An 18,896-nucleotide genomic window follows, 5' to 3' on the forward strand; every position below is an offset into this window, starting at 1 on the left:
CTCAGGGCCTCGCACCTGAGTTCCCCTCCAGAGCTACGCATTCGCGGTGGCGCCAGAACGCACCGAGCTGGCGGCGCGGTTGCAGACCGGACTGGATGTTCTCGAAGGCGATGGCCGGCTGGAAGCACTGCGGGTCCGCTGGCTGAGCAGCCACCGCGATATCGCCGAGCACGATCGGCTCGAACAGGGTCTCGTTCTGCAGCGATCGAAGACGTTCGTTGCCTGGGGAGCCACGGGCGCAGCGACCCTCTTGCTGGGGAGCGCGCTTTGGCGTCGCAACCGGCGCGTGGCGTTCGAGCGTTCGCAACGGCAGGAGGCCGAAAGCGCCCTGAGCCGGGCCAATGCGCTGCTGGATCAGTCTTTCGAACAGCATCCCGATCCGATGCTCCTGGTCGAATCCGGTTCCGGCATCGTCCGCGATGCCAATGCCTCGCTCCTGCGGCTCCTGGACCTCCCGGCCGATCGCCTCATCGGGAGACCGATCCGGGAGATGGGCCGGCACGTCGAAGCGGACGTGGTCGAGGAACTGGTCTCGACGCTCGCTGCCGACGGGTCACTGGACGGCACGCCGGTCCGGTTGCGTCGAGCGGACGGCGACCCGAGAGATTGCCTCGTCAGCGCGGACCGGTTCGACATCGACGGACGGCCGCATGTGTTCTGCATCGTTCGCGACATCACGGATCAGCTCTCCGCGGACCGGGTACTGCGGGCCGGTTACGACCAGCTCGCGTCCGAGCTGGAGCACGCCCGGGAAGAGAGCCGGGCGGCGCGTGCGGCACAGGCGGAAGCAGAAGGGGCCCTGCAGGAGTTCACCCGGATGGTGTCCCACGATCTCAGGTCGCCGCTCAACGCGGTCCAGGGATACTCGGGACTTCTGCGCACGCGCCTGCAATCCGGCCGGGTGGACGAAGCCATGGGATTCGCAGACCGCATCGACGCGGCCGCACGGCGCATGACGGCGATGATCAATGCGCTGAGGCAGCTTGCGCAGATCTCGCGTGCGCCGCTCAATCGGCAGGTCCTCGATATGGAAGCGCAGGCATCCGATGTGTGGGACATGCTGAGTGCCGCGAACCCCGGACGACAGGTGGCCTTCAGGCTGGAACCGCTCCCGCGGACCCTGGCCGACCCGGAACTCGTCGCGCAGATCTGGCAGAACCTGCTCGGAAATGCCGCCAAGTACAGCGCGAAGGTCCAGCAGCCCATGGTCAAGGTGGACAGCCATGCCGATGCGCGCGGTACTTGGTACCGCATCACCGACAACGGAGCGGGTTTCGACATGAGCCAGGCGCAGAGTCTGTTCCTGCCGTTCCAGCGCATGCACTCTTCCCGGGAATTCGAGGGTACCGGGGTGGGACTGAGCGTCGTGCGGCGCATTGTCGATCACCACGGCGGCGACGTCCGCCTGCGCAGTGCGCGCGGGTGGGAACGGTCGCGGAATTCACGCTGGACCCGCTTCCGCCGGGCGGGTAGGGAACCCGGAACGATCGGCCTACGTACATCCATGCAGGAGAGACCTTTCAATTGAACCCGTCCAGATTGCTGCTTGTCCTTCCGCTGTTGTGTCCTCTTTGCGTTGCGGCCGAAGAGCCGACGGTTCCGGTCCGGGCGACGGAGGGGGCGCCGGCGCTCCCCCGGATACAGCCGTGGGGTTTCGACCTTGCCGGCCGCGACCTGAGCGTGTCGCCCGGCCAGGACTTCAACCTGCACGCAAGCGGTTCCTACTACCGCAACACCCCCATCCCCGACGACAAGATCGCCATCGGCGGATTCATGACGCTGATCGAGCAGGCCGAGAAGCAGGTCCTGGCGATTGTGGAGGAGGAAGCAGCACTGACCCGCCCCGAGGGCGACGATGCCCTGGTCGGTACCCTCTACCGCAGCTTCATGGACGAGTCCCGGATCGAGGCGCTCGACGATTCGCCGCTTCGCGCCGGCATCGAACGCATCCGCGCGGCCTCCACGCGCGAACTCCAGGCGCGGCTGATGGGTGACGCGCACGGCGGGATGGGCGGGAGCTTCTTCGTGAACGAGGTGATGGGCGACATGAAGGAACCGTCGCGCAACGCCCTGTATGTCGCGGCGGCGGGTCTGGGCATGCCCGACCGGGACTTCTATCTGGCGGAGCCGTTCGAGCCGGTGCGCTCGGCGTATCGCAGCTATCTCGAGGCCTTGCTGACTTCCATCAGATGGCCCGCCGCCCGGCAGGCGGCGGCGGAGGTATGGGAACTGGAACTGCGGATCGCCCGGGTTCACTGGACCCGCACCGAACGCCGCCAGCGGGAGCGCACGTACAACCCGATGACGATCGCGGAACTGGAAGCGTATGCCCTGGGTTTCCCTGGCGGGAATGGGCCGAGGGCGCAGGGGTGGCCGGGGTCCCGCGCGTGGTCGTGATGGAGAAGGGACGCCTTTCCGAAGCTCGCGGCCATCTTTGCCGAGACGCCGGTCGAGACGCTGAAGGCCTGGCAGGCCGCGCAGCTGACGGATCAGGCCTCGCCCTACCTCTCCCGGCGCTTCGTCGACCGGCATTTCGATTTCCGGGGAAAGCTCTTTCAGGGCCTGGCGAGCAACAAGCCGAGAAAGCTGAGAGGGGCGCAACTGGTTGACCAGAACCTGGGGGATCCACTCGGCCGGCTGTACGTCGCCAGGTACTTTCCCCAGTCGTCCAAGACCATGATGCAAGAGCTGGTGGCGGAACTTCGCACGGCCATGCGTGCGCGGATCGCCAACGTGGACTGGATGACGCCGGAGACGAAACGCAAGGCGCTGGAGAAGATGCGCAAGTTCGTGGTCAAGATCGGCTACCCCGACCGTTGGCGCGACTACTCCGGGCTTCGCCTCTCCGCAGACGATCTGTACGGCAACGTGCTCGCGGCAAGCCGGTTCAACCGGGCGTGGAGCATTTCGCGGCTGGAAGGACCCGTTGACCGCGACGCCTGGGAGATGAATCCGCAGCAGGTCAACGCGTACTACCACCCGGTGCGCAACGAGATCGTCTTTCCCGCGGCCATTCTGCAGCCCCCGTTCTTCGATCCGAACGCCGACATGGCCGTGAACTTCGGTGCCATCGGCGCGGTGATCGGACACGAGATCACGCACGGCTTCGACGACCAGGGGCGCAAGGCGGACGGGGATGGCGTCCTGCAGGATTGGTGGTCGCCGCAGGACGCCATGGAGTTCGATGCCCGGGCGAAGGCGCTCGCCGCCCAGTACTCCGCCATCGAAGTGCTGCCGGGTGCGCATGTGAACGGGGACCAGACGCTCGGAGAGAATATCGCGGACCTCGGCGGGGTGCTGCTTGCGGTCGATGCCTACCGCCTGTCGCTCGCCGGAAAGCCCGCGCCGGTACTGGACGGCGTGACGGCGGAGCAGCGTCTGTTCTATGGCTGGGCGCAGGTCTGGCGCAGCATCACCCGTGAACCTGCACTGCGGCAGTCGTTGACGACGGACACCCATTCGCCGGGCATCGTGCGAGCCCGAGCCCCGTTTCGAAACGTCGACGCCTGGTACGACGCCTTCGGCATCACGCCGCGGGATGCCGATTACCTTCCGCCCGCGAGACGGGTCCGGATCTGGTGAGGGGAGAACACGATGCACGAGTGCCGCGCCCGAATCCCTTTTTGCCGCGCCGGACGATGAACAACGCGATCCTTCGGCGGATCGCCCTGTGTGCGGGGTCGCTCGCACTCCCTTTGGCGGCATGGGCGCAGTCTGCCGATCTGGCGGAGCTGAACGCGAGGCTCGCGCCTGCCTACGCGCAGATGCTGACGCTCACGCTTCTGCCCGACCTCAGCACGGCGCACTACCGCGTCAACGACGCAGGGCAGCGCATCGACCTGGACATGACGAGGCTGGGGGCCGAGAGCGTGCTCGGCACCGTCGGAGACCACGCGCAACTGCTCGGGCGTTTCACCGGCGGGTACCTGCGAATGACGACCTCGCTCCCCGTGTCGGTCCCCGGCACCGGCAACGTGTCCACCCGGTGGACCGCCTACGGTCTCTCGGGCGGACTTGCGGTCAAGTTCGACATCGGTCACGGTGTCACGCTGGTTCCCGCCTTCGACGCAGGCGTCACTCGCCTGAGCAACCGTACCGGCTACTCCGGTGCGGCGGTCGCGTTCCAACCGCTGTTCGACGGCACGGTCTTCAACTGGGATTCGGACGCCTGGATCGTGACGCCCCATCTGGGCATCGACTGGGTGCCCGACATCCCGGGCCGCCGGATCACGGTCCACGCACACACGGCGTGGTCGCGCATCGAGACGTATGGGGAATCCGATCCCGCAAGGTCGTTTCGCGAGAACTCGGCCGTCTATTCCCTCCGGGCTGACCACGCGTTGCCCACCACCATGACCCTGTTCGACCGCCAGATCGAATGGGCCCTTTACGGGGGGTACTCCGGCTTCATGGGACCGCGGCGCTCGATCCTCGGTTTCAGTACCGTTTCCGAGGTGGGAATCGGCATGCAGGCGCCGCTCGCGGCCGGCTCCGATGCCTCCAAGCGGCTGCGCATCGGCGTCAGCTATCTCTTCGGCCAGAACGTGCACGGCTGGACCGTCAGCGTGGGGTTGAGTTACTGACGAGCGCATGCGCTTTTCTACCCGTTTCTCGTCCGCGGAACGGGACAGGGAACGCTGTTCCCAATTCCGAGGACGAGTGTCGTGGAGCGACGGAGTGAGGAGATCCGTGACCGGAGGCCACAATTCTGTGCAAGCCGAAGAGGAGGGAGGAAGGCACCCGCCGCATCTTTTCCCCGCCACTAAGCCTCTTTGACCGAGCCTCGTGGCTGAGGAGCGCAATCGTGCCGCGCGCAGACAAGGAAGAGCGCGCTGCGACGCAATATCGGAAGTTTGGAAAGGCTTCATTGGATGCGACGCCGGTCTGGCGGCATCAACCGACGATCCTCCACCTCCTCAAGCCGAGCGCTATCGACTACCCTTCGTCTCGTCCAACGCATTCGGATTTCCCTTACAGCCATGGGTAAAACGTGCAACGGGGCAGGGGGTCGTCAGGGTGTTCGCAGCGACTTGGGTCGTTCGGGATGCACCGTGCTTCCGGGGTGCGAGCGTGTGAAGGAAACGTGCGTCCGGGTGGCTTCATGAACAGCGCTACCGACCATCGGGCCTTCGCGGGCGGTACGCTGTCCAAGCTCTCCGCCCCGAGGGTGCTCGATGCGGTTCCACGCCCCCGCCCGTGCGACGTCTTGAATGCGTTCGCCGATCGTGCCGCGGTGTGGGTGGAAGGTCCGGCCGGCGCGGGCAAGACGACGGTGGTGGCCGAAGCCATAGGCCGGCGGGGCGCGCCGTCGTTCTGGTATCACGTGGATGAGGCCGACCGTGATCCGTCTTCTTTCATCGCCTACCTGCTGCAGCTCTCGGCGTCGCCGCACGACGAGCAGTCGGGTTTCGGCTATCTCACCCCCGATCACCTGGCAGATCTCCAGGGATTCGGCAGGCGGTTCTTTCGTGAGTTCTTCCGGCGTCTTCCCGCGGGGTCGGTGCTGGTGCTGGATAACTGCCATCGTGCGGAAAGTGACGGCTTTCACACCCTGATACGCGTTGCCTGCGAGGAGATACCCCCAGGCAAGCAGGTGATCCTCGCCAGCCGGCACCATGTGCCGGCCGGTTTCGCAAAGCTTCGGCTCAATCGGCACATCGGGCTTGTTTCTGCAGAAGACCTGCGGCTCGATCTGTCCGAGACACGCGCGCTGGCCGACGCGGCGGGCAGCAGGCAATCGGTCGACGCACTGCAGCACACGTGCGACGGCTGGGTGGCGGGTGTCGTCCTCTTGCTCCATCGCGAGGGCGTACCGGGAACTGCTGACGAACTTCTGGACCTGTCGACCCGGGAGGCGTTGTTCGACTACTTTGCCGGCGAGATCCTGGCGGCACGCCGGGCCAGGGCCGGAGACTTCCTTCTCCGGACGGCGGTGCTGCCGATCATGACGCCGGAACTGGCCCGCGCCGTCACCGGAAATCCCGACGCCGCGAGGGAACTCGAAAGGCTGCATCGGCGCCATGCGTTCACGAGCCGCCGTGAAGGGGAATCTCCCGTCTACGCCTACCACGACCTGTTCCGGGCCTTTCTCCTCGAACATCTGGAAAAGACGACCGAGGCGCGGGATCTCCACGATTTGCGCATCGTCGCCGCCCGTGCGCTCGAAGCGGCGGGGCAGTCCGGCGACGCACTCGAGATCTACCGGCAGGCAGGCGACGAGGCATCGATCGGCAGGCTGGTCCGGGAACGCGCCCAGGGGCTCGTCGACGCAGGACGACTGCAGACGCTGGACCGCTGGTTGTCCTGGCTGAGCCCGGAACGCATCCGGGAGGACCCGTGGCTGCTGCTTTTCCAGGGCATCGCCGCAGGACTCACGGATCCGGTCCGGGCGAGGGTTTGTTGCGAGCAGGCCTACGAGGCATTCGTGGCGAACGGGGGATGCCAAGGCCAGTTCGCCGCGGCGTTCTCCGTCATGGAGGTGATGCTGGTCATCAGCGAGACGTTCAAGGAGTGGGATCGCTGGATCGAGACCATGGAAGCCTTGCTCGAGTCCCGTCCGCCGGAGAATCCGGCGCGTGCGGTCCGGGCGTGGTACGGATTCCTCTACATGTGCCTCTACCGGCGTCCGGACCATCGACTGCTGGGATCGGCGCGGCAGAAGCTGGAGCACGCCCTGTTTTCCGGAACGCTGCCCTCGGCGCAGGCGATCCAGGCCGCAACGGGATTGCTGGCGTACGCGCATTTCTCGAGCGACGAGCCGCTTGCCGCCCGCGCGCTTCCGGAACTGCGCCGGCTGCTCGACTCCGAACATCTCGCGGTGTTCTCGAGAGTGTGGGGTTCCGTCTGGATCGCGGTGTATCACTTCTTCGATGCGCGCTACCAGACGTCGCTCGAGTGGGCGACCGTGGCGCGCGATCTCGCGCGCAACAGCGGGCTTTCGAACGTGAGCCAGATCATGTCTTGCTACCGGCTGCAGTCGCTGGGCAACCTCGGACGCGCGGCGGAAGCACTGCAGGAGATCGAATCGATCCGCCGGGAGATCGAGGCGGGCGGGCTGTATCCGCGCGCGTACTTCCGCGCCGTCACCGGGATCAATCTGTATTTCGACGGACGATACGAGGCGGCCATCGAGGCAGGAGCGGAGTGTCTGCAAAGGTGGCGCGACAACGGCTTTCTCATCGCGGAGTATGCGTGGACGGCCCTCCAGGCGCTCTACCTCGTCGCTGCCGGACGAACGGACGAGGCGATGGACCTCGTCTGCTTCGTCGAACGCGGTCTGGCCGGCACCCTGTGCAACTACCTGGATCCGATGCTGCTCATTCTTCGCAGCCATCACTGCCTGCAACGGGGCGACATCGCGGGCGCATCCTCGCATCTGACGGCCGCGCTTACGATGTCCCGCAATCGCAAGAGGGCGGCTGCGCTCAGCTGGGCGCGGGCGCTGTTGCCGACGCCGCGCGCGGTCCGAGGGAATCGAACCGGAGGTGGTTCGCAAGCTGGTCCGGGAATGGGCGATCAGGCCTCCGGTGGACGCCGGACCACGGAGTGGCCCTGGCCCGTGACCGTGGAACTGGGGGAGGTTTCCGGCTGCAGATCCAGGGCAGTGCACCGCCCGAGAAGCGGAAGGTGTCCCGGCGGCTCGTCGCATTGCTGGGCCTGCTGGCCGTGGCCGGAGAGAAGGGGCTCGCCACGACAAGGATTGCGGATCTGCTGTGGCCGGATTCGGACGGCGATCTGGCGCTCGGCAATGCCCGGACCGCCATGAGCCGGTTGCGGGACTGGTTGCAGGACGACGATGCCGTGGAAGTGCGCGACGGCATGGTCCGTCTGAACCCGGCGCTGTGGCCGACGTCGCCGCCTTGCAGGAAGCGGGCGGGCGCGGGCAGGGCGAGCGGGTCCGACGCCTTTACGGGGGCGAGCGGTTGCCCGGCATCGACATGCCCTGGGCCGAAGAGGCCCGCATCCGGCTGCGGAATCTGGCGGTGCGATACCTCGCGGTCCCGAAATCCCACGCCGATGAGATGTCCGCACCTCCCTCGTAATCCGTAACGGATCCGAAGCGCCTGCCGGGCGATGTTTCGAGCGGATACGGATGTTCCGTGTCCCATTCCGAAACGATCGAGGGAGGCAGAACATGAAACTTCAAGCTTCGAGGATCCACCTGGCGTGCATCGCCGTTTCCGGTGTCATCGGTGCGGGCGAAGTCTTGGCAGAACCGCAACCGCTCACCGTCAAGTGCGTGAGAAAGGTCGAACGCTTCGAGCCCTTGTACAAGAACGACACCACCGGGCGGCTGGCCTATCTGTCCACGGCTGCCTGCAACTACAGGGAATCGGTAGGATCTGGCCTGTTCAATGACGTGCGTTCGGCGGCCACGGGATTCACCGACCTCACCCAGGGTCGGGGCGAGACGCGCGGAATCACTGCGGCGAGCAAGGGCGGAGACGACTACCGCGTCGAATGGCTGGGTCGCTGCTATTCCACGGGGCGGAGCGGTGGCAACGACCTGATCCGCTGCACCGGCGTGTGGTCCTTCATCGAGGGCAGCGGTACCGGGCGGTTCTCCAATCTTCGCGGGGGAGGTCAGTGGCCATGAGATGACCGCCGATGGAGGGCTGGATACCGAGGCGTCGGACTCTACGGGCGCTGACGGTCGCCGAACCGCCCTCGCCCTCTCGTCGATCCGCCCGATGGTTCGACGAGAGGGTGGCACAGGGCGGCAACGATTTGGTGGACCCTTGTTCGGTGCGGATCTCGAGAACAATGGGAAGGGCGAGCCGGGAACGCTGCCCTTGCCGTAACATCCCGGACCTGATCACGAGAACCTGGGGAGGGAGCATGAGCGGTTTCGGCCTACGCGTACTGTCGATAGGAATCGGGGGCGCGCTGATCGCGGCCTGGGCCGTCTCTAGCCAGGCCCAGTCGCCAGGATACGAACAGCCGGACGACTGGCCCCAGTACCACCGCACCTACAACGCGTGGCGCTACAGTCCGCTGGACCGCATCAATCGTCAGAACGTCGGCCGGCTCAAGGTGGCGTGGATCCACCAGCCTGGCGACATCACGCACGGCATCCAGGCCACTCCGATCGTTCTCGATGGCATCGTGTACTACACATCCGCCTTCAACGTGGCGCACGCCGTCGAGGGCGCCACGGGCCGGCAGATCTGGAAGTACAAGCCCAAGCTCGATTCGGCCGTCACTCAGGCGGTGTTCCCTGCCTGGAACCGCGGCATCGCCATCGCGCACGGGCGCGTCTACATGGGCACGGTGGACGGCCGGGGGATCGCCCTGGATCAGAAGACCGGGCAGGAACTCTGGTCGGTCCAGCTCACCCCCTTCAAGGGATGCCACGGCTGCAACTTCACTTCGCCACCCGTGGTGGCCGGAGACATTCTCACCTTCGGCCCCACCGGCGGGGATCTCGCGACGCGCGGTCAGATCTACGGCGTGAAGGCGGCCACGGGAGAACTCGCCTGGACCTTCGACACCATCAAGGACGATCCGGGTAGCTGGCCGGGCGAAACCGGCAAGTTCGGCGGCGGCGGCGCGTGGATGCCGGGCACCTACGATCCCACGACCGACAGCGTGATCTACGGCACGGGCAACGCCGCACCTTGGGCGCCCGAGGACCGTCCCGGCGACAACCTCTACACGGCCAGCGTCATCAGTCTCGATCCGAAGAACGGGACGCTCAAGTGGCACCGGCAGGAGATTCCGCACGACGCCTGGGATTTCGATGCCGCTTACGAGGCCGTGCTCATTCAGCGCGACGGCCGCGACTATCTGGTCCACATGAACAAGGGCGGGTTCGTGTTCGTGATGGACAAGCACGACGGGGCGCTGGAGAACGTGTGGCGATTCGCCCGGCACATCACCTGGGTGGACGACATCCATCCCAAAGACGGGCGAACTGATCGGGCGCCACGAGCACCGTCCTGGCGAGAACTTCGTGCAGTGTCCGGCCACGAGCGGCGCACGTCAGTGGAATGCGGGCGCCTTCAGCCCGAAGACGCAACTGTGGTACGTGAACGGCATGGAGTCGTGCATCTCGTGGACGACCACGAAGATCGCCGATCCGGGCAAGCTTCCGCTCGCGCAGAATTACTCGTCCATCAAGGACGTCAAGCGGGTGCCGCCGCCGGGCGAGGCTCCCAGTGCACGGTTGGATGCCCGCGATCCCATCACCGGCGCGGTGAAGTGGAGCGTCCCGTACAAGGTTCCGGCCTACGCGGGGGTGCTGGCCACGGCCGGAGACCTGATCTTCAATCAGGACGGCGAGGGGATCGTCCGTGCACACGATGCCGAGACCGGCAGCGTGCTGTGGGACTTCCGCACGGGCTCCGGCTCGCGGGGCGGTATCGTGAGTTACTCGGCCGGCGGCAAGCAGTACATCCTCGTTCCCAGCGGTTTCGGTGGTTATGCCGCCATCTCCGGTCCGCAGTGGTTCCCCGAACTTGGCAAGGTGAACGGCGGCGCGGCGATGATCGCCTTCACCGTGGAATGAAGGCGAGACGGCACGGACTGCTGGCCCTTTGGCTCGCGGGGTGGGCGGCTGCGGGCGTTGCCGAGGAACCGCCCGACCTTCTGGCGCCTGAACGAGTGGAGAAAGGCAGGACGCTCTTCAGCGAATCCTGCAGCTATTGCCATGGGGAAGAAGGGATAGGCGGCGAAAGCGGTGCGCCGTCGCTGCAAGGCCGCAAGGATCTGACCGCTGCCGAGCTCTTCGAGACGATATCGAAAGGGCGCATCAACGGCATGAACATCATGCCGGCCTGGGGGGACGCCCTGACCGACGAGCAGCGCTGGACGCTCGTGGGATTCATCCGATCGATGCTGCATCGCGGCCGCTAGCCGGATTCCCGGCGGAACGAGGGCTGGCGGCCTCTGCAGACCCCGTGTCCGCCGCCTCCGGCCGGCGCCCGGGTTGTCATCCTGAAATGCAGCCCCAATTCCTGCAGCGGGCGGCGGCTCTGCCCTGACTCGGGCATCTCCTTCCCCGGACCCAGACCGTTCGACCCGCTGAAATGCACGCGGGGCTTGCCCTCCTCGTGATGCAGTGCGACAATACTTAGAGCAAGTCTAAACATTGCGCCAATGCATTGAGTGCAGGATGATTTTTTCTTTTCAAACGCCAAAGGACCGATAGATGTCGATCATCAACACCACCGTTCAGCCGTTCAAAGCCAACGCCTTCCACAATGGCAAGTTCATCACCGTCAGCGACGAGGACCTGAAGGGCAAGTGGTCCGTGCTGATCTTCATGCCGGCTGCCTTCACGTTCAACTGCCCCACCGAAGTCGAAGACGCGGCAGAGAGCTACGCCGAATTCCAGAAAGCCGGTGCCGAGGTCTACATCGTCACGACCGACACCCAGTTCTCGCACAAGGTGTGGCACGAGACGTCCCCTGCCGTGGGCAAGGCGAAGTTTCCCCTGGTCGGAGACCCGACTCACCAGCTCACACGCGCATTCGACGTGCACATCGACGAAGAAGGTCTGGCGCTGCGTGGCACGTTCATCATCAATCCGGAAGGCGTGATCAAGACGGCGGAGATTCACGACAACGCGATCGCCCGTGACGTGAGCGAGACGCTGCGCAAGCTGAAGGCCGCCCAGTTCGTCGCCAACAACCCCGGCCAGGTCTGCCCGGCCAAGTGGAAGGAAGGCGCCAAGACGCTGACGCCGTCCCTGGACCTCGTCGGCAAGATCTGACGCTGTCCGAGGGGCGCGGCGAACCCCGGCCGGGAAGATCCGGCAGGGGCGCCGCGCCCGGTTCGGCCAGGCCTCGCGAGCTTGGCCGGCGGCGCTGCAAGCCATTTTCTGAACTCACTGGAACGTGGAACCCCATCGTGCTGGATGACAGTCTCAAGGCCCAACTGCAGGCCTATCTCGAAAAGCTGCAGGTTCCGATCGAGCTGACGGCAACGCTGGACGGCAGCGCCGCCTCGGGCGACCTGCGTGCGCTCCTGTCGGACATCGCCGGCCTGTCCGACAAGATCACGGTCGGAGAGTCCGTCTCGGCCGGTGTGCGCAGTCCCTCGTTCACGATCAACCGGAAGGGCGGCGAGCTCTCGATGCGCTTCGCGGCGATTCCGCTGGGCCACGAGTTCACTTCCCTGGTGCTGGCGCTGCTGTGGGCGGGCGGACATCCACCGCGGGTGTCGGACGAGACGGTGGCGCAGATCAAGGCACTGGAAGGCGACTTCGACTTCGAAGTCTTCATGTCGCTGACGTGCCACAACTGCCCCGACGTCGTGCAGGCGCTCAACCTGATGGCGGTGCTCAATCCGCGCGTCAAGGTCGTCACCATCGACGGCGGACTGTTCCAGAAGGAAGTCGAGGAGCGGCAGGTCATGGCCGTTCCGATGGTGTTCCTCAATGGCACGCTGTTCGGATCGGGGCGCATGACGCTGGAGGAGATTCTCGCCAAGGTCGACACGGGCGCCGCCCGGCGGGACGCGGAGCGGCTCGGCGCCAAGGAACCGTTCGACGTTCTCGTGGTGGGCGGTGGACCCGCCGGGTCGGCCGCGGCCATCTACGCGGCTCGCAAGGGGATCCGCGTCGGTATCGTCGCGGAGCGTTTCGGCGGCCAGCTCATGGACACGCTGGGCATCGAGAACTTCGTCTCGGTCAAGGAAACGGAAGGTCCCAAACTCACGGCCGCGCTCGAAGAGCACGTGAAGACCTACGACGTCGACGTCATGGCGATGCAGCGGGTGGAGAAGCTGGTGCCCGCGGCCGAACCCGGCGGCCTGGCAGAGGTGCAGCTTGCCAACGGCGCCCGGCTGAAAGCGCGGGCGGTGGTGCTGGCCACGGGCGCGCGCTGGCGCGAGATGAACGTCCCCGGCGAACGCGAGTACCGCAACAAGGGCGTGGCTTACTGCCCGCACTGCGACGGACCGCTGTTCAAGGGCAAGCGCGTGGCGGTCATCGGTGGTGGCAATTCAGGGGTCGAGGCGGCCATCGATCTGGCCGGCATCGTCCGTCACGTGACGCTTCTCGAGTTCGACAAGCAGCTGCGTGCCGATGCGGTGCTGCAACGCAAGCTCGCGAGTCTGCCGAACGTGAGCGTCGTATTGAATGCCCAGACGACCGAAGTCACCGGCGGGGCCGACGGCAAGGTCAACGGCCTGAAGTACGCCGACCGGGCTACGGGTGTCTCCGTCGGCGTGGAGCTGGAAGGGATCTTCGTGCAGATCGGTCTCGTGCCGAACACCGAGTGGCTGAAGGGCACGCTGGAACTCACGCGGTACGGCGAGATCCCGGTCGATGCGCGCTGCGAGACGGCCACGCCCGGAGTGTTCGCTGCGGGCGACGTGACGACGGTTCCGTACAAGCAGATCGTCATCGCCATGGGGGAGGGGGCCAAGGCGGCGATCTCCGCCTTCGATCACCTGATCCGGACCTCCGCCCCGGCGTGATCCTGGAAGCCTCGGGGGCGCTGCAGCGCGCGGTCCGTCGGGCCGCGTGGCGAATGGAGTGCCGCCCGGGCGGCCCGGTGAGTGGAGTGCCGCCCAGCGCGGCACGTGCCGTGTCCTCCCGCGTAGTGCTTACCGCAGCGCCGAGAGCTCCCGGTTGGCTTGACGCAGCTTGCCGGTCACGTCCAGCGCAAGGTTCTCCAGCAGCCGGATCTTGATGTACGGCGCGTCGTGATCGAGCTTCGCGAACTTCTCCCGCGTGAGCACCCGGCATTCGACCGGTTCCAGCGCGGTCACGTTGGCCGATCGCGGCGATCCGTCGATGAAGGCGAGTTCGCCGAAGGTCATGCCCGCCCCGAAAACCGCCAGCCGTGCGACGCCTTCCTGCGTCGGAACGCTCACCAGCGCCGAACCGCTGCGCAGGATCAGCAGTTCGTCCGACGCCTGTCCGGCCGCCATGATGGTCTGGCCCTTCTGATAGCTGCGCGAGTCCAGCAGCCCGTCCAGGTGGGCGAGCTGGGAGCCGTCCAGGCCGTTGAAGAGCGCGCATCCGGTCAGCGGCACCGGACCGTCCCCGCCTCGCGGTGCGTGGCTGGCCGCGAGAAGCAGATTCTCGCCGTGCTCCAGCGCGTAATCGTCATCGGCGAAGAACGCCTCGCGGGGCACGCCGGCCTCCGTGAGCTGCTGCCACCACGATGCCGACTCCGAGAAGAGCAGTGCCTTGCCCAGACCGGTGATCCGCGCGTGCGTCGAAGCGAGAAGACGGGCGGTGGCGGCGTCGATACCCTGGACCATGCGCAGATTCAGAACGACGCACTCCGTCGCGCGGATGTGCGCCATGAGCTCACGCACGACCGGTTCGACAGACGCGAACGACAGGGGGCCTTGCAGGTGATAGAGGCGCAGGCCCAATCCGGCGCTGCGAAGGTACTCATCCGCCTGCGGCGAGCGCCGTCGCCGCGAGGCCATGCGCCGGCGCGTGCTGGACAACCGGATGGAGGGTACGGTGCGCTGCGCGGCGTCGAACAGATGCAGGCCCAGGTCGGACGCCAGTTCGCGGCACACGGCGATGCCGCGTGCGCTGTTGCCCTGGGCATCCAGCCGCGGCGAATAGACCGCGATGCCGAGACGTCCGGGCTGCACCGCCAGGATTCCGCCGCCCACGCCGCTCTTGGCCGGCAGACCCGTGCGGAAGAACCACTCGCCCGAGAAGTCGTACATGCCGCACGTGGCCATGACGGACAGGACATCCTGTACGTGGCTCTGAGCAACAGCGCGTTCGCCGGACACCGGATTGACGCCGCCGTTGGCGAGCGTGGCGCCGATCATCGCGAGATCGCGGCAAGTGACGCGAATGGCGCACTGGCGGAAGTACGTTTCCAGCGTGACCGTGGGTTCGGATTCGAGAATCGAGAAGTTGCGCAGCATCCAGCCGATGGCGCGATTGCGGTGACCTGTCTCGCTTTCCGACCGGTAGACCTGCTCGTCGATGTCCAGGCGGCGTCCCGCGTAGCGCGAGAACACCTCGAGGATGCGGCCGATCTTCTCCTCGGACGTGTCGCCCGGCACCAGACCGCAGGCTGCGATCGCACCGGCATTGATCATCGGGTTCATCGGTGCACCGGTTCGGGGCCGCAGGCTGATCGCATTGAAGGCATCGCCCGAAGGCTCCACGCCGATCCTGGCGAGCACGCCGTCCTGCCCGTTCAGTTCCAGCGCGAGTCCGTACGTCAATGCCTTCGAGATCGACTGGAGGGTGAAGGCCTGGCGGGAATCTCCCACCTCGTAGGCGTGGCCGTCCTGGGTGGCGACGCAGATGCCGAAGCCGTCCGGGTTCACCGTGGCCAGTTCCGGGATGTAGTCCGCGACATGCCCATCGACATGGCCGAGGAAACGGCCGCGCAGTCCTTCGAGGTAATCCTGGATGGGCGATCCGTGCAAGGGAAACTCCGGTGGTGGAAGCGATGGGGGCTCGCAAAAGCAATCGCCTTGCCGGAAAGGGAAACATCGCCCGGATCCTAACGCGCCCTTGAGCTCACGGGCCCCATGGCCCCATGATCCACGTCAAGGCGGGCGGGATCTTCCCAGGATAGCGTCCGGCCCGGCAACGACAGGAGCCCTTGGACGTGTCGCGTGAATCGGACTTCGATGTATGCATCGTGGGCGCAGGTCCCGCGGGTCTGGCGCTGGCCACGGCGCTTGCGCGCTGCGGTCTGCGCTGCCAGGTGCTGGAGCAGCAGTCTGGCGATTCCCTCGAACGCCCGGCAGAGGATGGCCGCGAGATCGCGCTGACCCATCGTGCACGCCGCATCATGGAACGCCTGGGCATGTGGGAGCGCCTGCTGCCGGAGGACATCTCGCCCTTGCGGGAAGCCCGCGTGAGCACCGGCCAGTCCTCTTTCGTTCTGCCCTTCGAGGCGGCCGCCCATGGGCACGAGGCACTGGGCTGGCTGGTGCCGAACCACAGGATCCGTGCGGTCGCGCATGCCGCGGCCTGCAACGAGCCCAATGTCACGATCCGCGGGGACACCCGGGTCGTGGGTCTGGAACGCCCCGGTCGCGGTACCGTGCTTCACACCGCAGACGGCTCCCGCCACGCGGTGCCGCTGGTCGTGGCCGCCGACAGCCGCTTCTCCACCGTGCGGCGCATGGCGGGCATCGGTGCGCGGATGCTCGATTTCGGGCGCGTGGCCATCGTCGCGGCCATGGAACACGAGGCCGAGCATGGCGGCGTGGCGCACGAGTGCTTCCGGTATGGCAACACCCTGGCGACGCTCCCGATGACCGGTCGCCGTTCTTCCGTCGTCGTCACGCTGAAGGGCGACGAATCGGTGACGTGGCTCGCACTGGACCCGGAAAACTTCGCGACACGCATTGAAGCTCAGCTCTCCGGACGGCTAGGCGGGATGCGTCTCGTCGGCCAGCGCCACCACTACCCGCTGGTGGCCGTCTACGCGCACCGCTTCTGCGGACCGAATTTCGCGCTCGCGGGCGATGCGGCGGTGGGCATGCACCCGGTCACGGCGCACGGCTACAACTTCGGTCTGTACGGCGTCGAGGTCCTGGCCCGCGAACTGGAGCGGGGCATCGGCGATGCGGCGCTCAGGCGATACGAAAGCGAACACCGTCGCACCACGTTGCCGATCTACGAAGGAACCAACGCGATCGTCCGCCTGTTCACCGACGATGCCCTGCCGGCACGGCTCGCGCGGCATGCGGTGCTGCGCATCGCGCGCGCACTCCCGCCGTTGCGAGACGTGATTTCGCGTCAGATCACCGGAGGAAGCGTCCGGCGTGCCTGAAACGTACTGTCCGGCAGCCATGCCGGACGGCCCCGAGGCTTGGGGGCGGGCTCCCGAACCACCCTGACGGTGGTGGGAGCCCTGCATCCGGGGATCAGCGAGGGAAGAAGTTCTGCTCGACGACGTGAGGGATGGCCGTGAAGACGTTGGGGTCGCGGCGATCCACGAAGATTTCGACCCAGTGAACGTTGGGACTGCCGAAGTTTTCCACGCGGGTGAAGTTCTCCAGCGTCGCGCTGCCGGAAGGCGCGACCGGGCCGGCGAGAGGCTTGTCGATGCGGAAGTAGTGGCTGTCGCCATGAGCCACGAGCACGGGCTTCTTGAAGGCGATGGTGCGGGCAACGATCCTGTCGATCACAGGGTTGAAGCCGAGCCGGGCGGAACTGCTGGCTGCCGACTCGAAGGCGGGGTTGGCCTGCATCGCCAGCATCACACCGGCGCTCTGGGACTGCGTGGCCGTGTCGAACACCTTGTCGATCCACGCCAGGGCGGCCGCCTCCCGCTCGTTGTACTCGGCGAACCGGTCGGCTCGCGGGTTGGCGATGGTGTCCGTGGGATCGATCTGATTCCAGGGCGCGAGGTTGTTGTTGCTTCCCACAACGTGGACGGTCGCCATCACGGTCCCATTGAACCGCCACATGACGTTCTCGACATACTTCTCGAATCCGGCAATGGACGATTGCGGGACGACCGCTGCGGGACGCTGACCCGTCGTGCGGGTGGGATTCGGGTAGTAGATCTCGCGGAACTTGGTCAATCGCTCGGTGGGCAGATAGTTGCCGTTGTTCGTCCGGTGGCAATCGGTCCAGTCGTTGTCGCCGGGCGTCACGATGAAGGCCATGCGGAACTTCTGGTACTGGTTGAAGCGGCGCTGCAGGACTTCGTCAGTGCACAGTTCGCTGCCTTGCTTCACGTCGCCCGTATGCAGTACGAAGCGAACGTTTCGCGACGCATTGATCGACGCGATCACGTTGTCGAACTTCGGCTCCTCCGAAACGCCGTACGGAGTGTCACCGATGAGGGCGAAGGAGAAGCCGGAGCGCAGCAATTCATCCGCGGATGCGGCGGCGGACAGGCCAACTGCACCGGCGAACACGATGGCACGAAGCAGATTCTTTCTCGACATGATGTCTCCCTTGTCCAGTCGGTGGGGACAGGCGGCGCCGCGCCCCATTGAATTCGGACGAGCGGCGGCGGGCCACGGCGCCCATGGACAGCAAGCCGCCCGCGATGAGCGCCCATGTGCCCGGTTCGGGGACGGCCGCGACGCGGAGGTCGGCTTCCAGGAGCGACGCGCTGTCGACCGAGCCGGTCCCCGCGACTTCCGCAAACAGGATCGAATCCGTGCCGTAACGGAAATCCACGGTCAGGTGGTCGCCGACACGCGACTGGAAGACGATCGAGAAGGGCTCCGTCGAACCGGCGTCGATACCCATGTAGCTGGCGACGAGGGCATCGTTGCCGTCGAGGACGTCGACCTGGAACGTCACGAGGTGATCCACGCCGGTGATGGTGGTCGAGAAACTGGACGAAGCCTGACCAGACAGCGTGACGGATACGGGCGTTCCGACTGCATCGGTCGCCGAAGAGATGAGGGAGGTCCCCACGAGGTCGATCCGGGTACTCTCGAAGAAGCTCGATACCGGATCGACGCCGTCGAGTTGCAGGGTCGAGTTGCCGCCGGCCCAAAGGGATACGGTGTCGGGCCTTCCCGTGTTCTCGATGTAGCCCTCGCGATTCCAACCGTATGCAAGCGTTCCGCCCTGGAACGGCAGTGCCTGGGCGGGCGCTCCATCTGACGCCGCCACCGTGCCGGGAGAAACCTGTGTGGCGAGATCCGTGCTGCTGTCCGCGATTGCTGCGCCGGAGACAATCTCCGCATCAGCCGTACCGGTCGCCGATCCTCCCACCACGTCGAGCCGAAGCGCCTGCGCTTCGCCGAGGGTCAAGGCAAACATGCTGGCCACTGCCAGCCGTGCAATGCTGTTTACGTGCATTCGTCGTCTCCCCATGCTGGCTTCGGGCCATTCTTTTCCGGTGGCCCGATCCTTTCGTTGGTTCGTTGCCCGGAGTTCGACCCGGAGCCGGAACGGAGCATGAAGGTGCTTTGTGTCGGGGAATCCATCCTCCCGGGGGACCTTTGTCGTCCGAACGGATTACCCGGACGTCATCGCC

At 66.1% G+C, this 18,896-nt stretch carries 14 protein-coding genes and 1 pseudogene; 12 read left to right on the top strand and 3 right to left on the bottom strand.

Annotated features, from left to right (window positions below):
- Positions 1-46 precede the first annotated feature (46 nt).
- The 11 genes and pseudogenes from IPK20_17495 to ahpF all read left to right on the top strand — a co-directional run bounded on the left by IPK20_17495 (position 47) and on the right by ahpF (position 13,422).
- Complete coding sequence (locus IPK20_17495; protein MBK8018330.1) at positions 47-1,528, top strand: PAS domain S-box protein; 1,482 nt, start codon at positions 47-49, stop codon at positions 1,526-1,528.
- Positions 1,525-2,397 carry a hypothetical protein gene (locus tag IPK20_17500; protein MBK8018331.1) on the top strand — a complete coding sequence of 291 codons (873 nt, stop codon included), beginning with the start codon at positions 1,525-1,527 and terminating at the stop codon, positions 2,395-2,397. Before IPK20_17495 ends, IPK20_17500 begins: the two co-directional genes overlap by 4 nt.
- A 279-nt stretch (positions 2,398-2,676) precedes the next feature.
- Entirely contained in the window at positions 2,677-3,582 is a 906-nt protein-coding gene (locus IPK20_17505) for a M13 family metallopeptidase (GenBank protein ID MBK8018332.1), read from the top strand.
- 56 nt (positions 3,583-3,638) lie between these two features.
- The gene (locus IPK20_17510) at positions 3,639-4,583 is read left to right on the top strand and encodes a hypothetical protein (GenBank protein ID MBK8018333.1); all 945 of its coding nucleotides are present in this window, start codon (positions 3,639-3,641) and stop codon (positions 4,581-4,583) included.
- A gap of 518 nt (positions 4,584-5,101) precedes the next feature.
- Positions 5,102-7,765, top strand: coding sequence for a hypothetical protein (locus IPK20_17515; protein MBK8018334.1), 2,664 nt, complete (start codon positions 5,102-5,104; stop codon positions 7,763-7,765).
- 76 nt (positions 7,766-7,841) lie between these two features.
- Complete coding sequence (locus IPK20_17520) at positions 7,842-8,042, top strand: hypothetical protein (protein MBK8018335.1); 201 nt, start codon at positions 7,842-7,844, stop codon at positions 8,040-8,042.
- Positions 8,043-8,134: 92 nt separating this feature from the next.
- Positions 8,135-8,596, top strand: coding sequence for a hypothetical protein (locus IPK20_17525; GenBank protein ID MBK8018336.1), 462 nt, complete (start codon positions 8,135-8,137; stop codon positions 8,594-8,596).
- Positions 8,597-8,838: 242 nt separating this feature from the next.
- Positions 8,839-10,507, top strand: a pseudogene (locus IPK20_17530) (PQQ-binding-like beta-propeller repeat protein).
- Positions 10,504-10,854, top strand: a complete 351-nt coding sequence (locus tag IPK20_17535; GenBank protein MBK8018337.1) for a cytochrome c — start codon at positions 10,504-10,506, stop codon at positions 10,852-10,854. The pseudogene IPK20_17530 and the gene IPK20_17535 overlap by 4 nt, the downstream one beginning before the upstream one ends.
- A 295-nt stretch (positions 10,855-11,149) precedes the next feature.
- Positions 11,150-11,713 carry a peroxiredoxin gene (gene ahpC / locus IPK20_17540; protein ID MBK8018338.1) on the top strand — a complete coding sequence of 188 codons (564 nt, stop codon included), beginning with the start codon at positions 11,150-11,152 and terminating at the stop codon, positions 11,711-11,713.
- 137 nt (positions 11,714-11,850) lie between these two features.
- Positions 11,851-13,422: an alkyl hydroperoxide reductase subunit F gene (ahpF, locus tag IPK20_17545; GenBank protein ID MBK8018339.1), complete on the top strand. Its 1,572-nt coding sequence runs from the start codon at positions 11,851-11,853 to the stop codon at positions 13,420-13,422.
- Positions 13,423-13,551: 129 nt separating this feature from the next.
- Here the strand turns inward: ahpF and glsA are convergent, their stop codons facing one another.
- Positions 13,552-15,360 carry a glutaminase A gene (gene glsA, locus IPK20_17550; protein ID MBK8018340.1) on the bottom strand — a complete coding sequence of 603 codons (1,809 nt, stop codon included), beginning with the start codon at positions 15,358-15,360 and terminating at the stop codon, positions 13,552-13,554.
- A gap of 179 nt (positions 15,361-15,539) precedes the next feature.
- Between glsA and ubiM the strand changes: the two genes are divergently transcribed.
- Positions 15,540-16,721 (top strand): 5-demethoxyubiquinol-8 5-hydroxylase UbiM, encoded by a 1,182-nt coding sequence (gene ubiM / locus IPK20_17555; protein ID MBK8018341.1) that lies wholly within the window; start codon positions 15,540-15,542, stop codon positions 16,719-16,721.
- A gap of 94 nt (positions 16,722-16,815) precedes the next feature.
- On the opposite strand, the gene IPK20_17560 is transcribed toward ubiM, so the two are convergent.
- Both IPK20_17560 and IPK20_17565 read right to left on the bottom strand, forming a co-directional pair.
- Positions 16,816-17,847 carry a metallophosphoesterase gene (locus IPK20_17560; GenBank protein ID MBK8018342.1) on the bottom strand — a complete coding sequence of 344 codons (1,032 nt, stop codon included), beginning with the start codon at positions 17,845-17,847 and terminating at the stop codon, positions 16,816-16,818.
- A complete protein-coding gene (locus IPK20_17565; GenBank protein ID MBK8018343.1) occupies positions 17,771-18,718 on the bottom strand; it encodes a PEP-CTERM sorting domain-containing protein in 948 nt (315 codons plus the stop codon). Before IPK20_17565 ends, IPK20_17560 begins: the two co-directional genes overlap by 77 nt.
- Positions 18,719-18,896 lie beyond the last annotated feature (178 nt).

The sequence above is a fragment of the Betaproteobacteria bacterium genome, from assembly GCA_016713305.1.
Lineage (GTDB): Bacteria > Pseudomonadota > Gammaproteobacteria > Burkholderiales.

Excerpts from the sequence above, each read along its gene's own strand:
- IPK20_17565 (MBK8018343.1), bottom strand. The coding sequence starts at position 18,718 with ATGCACGTAAACAGCATTGCACGGCTGGCAGTGGCCAGCATGTTTGCC.
- IPK20_17515 (MBK8018334.1), top strand. The coding sequence starts at position 5,102 with ATGAACAGCGCTACCGACCATCGGGCCTTCGCGGGCGGTACGCTGTCC.
- IPK20_17535 (MBK8018337.1), top strand. The coding sequence starts at position 10,504 with ATGAAGGCGAGACGGCACGGACTGCTGGCCCTTTGGCTCGCGGGGTGG.
- IPK20_17560 (MBK8018342.1), bottom strand. The coding sequence starts at position 17,847 with ATGTCGAGAAAGAATCTGCTTCGTGCCATCGTGTTCGCCGGTGCAGTT.
- ahpC (MBK8018338.1), top strand. The coding sequence starts at position 11,150 with ATGTCGATCATCAACACCACCGTTCAGCCGTTCAAAGCCAACGCCTTC.
- IPK20_17505 (MBK8018332.1), top strand. The coding sequence starts at position 2,677 with ATGATGCAAGAGCTGGTGGCGGAACTTCGCACGGCCATGCGTGCGCGG.
- IPK20_17525 (MBK8018336.1), top strand. The coding sequence starts at position 8,135 with ATGAAACTTCAAGCTTCGAGGATCCACCTGGCGTGCATCGCCGTTTCC.
- IPK20_17510 (MBK8018333.1), top strand. The coding sequence starts at position 3,639 with ATGAACAACGCGATCCTTCGGCGGATCGCCCTGTGTGCGGGGTCGCTC.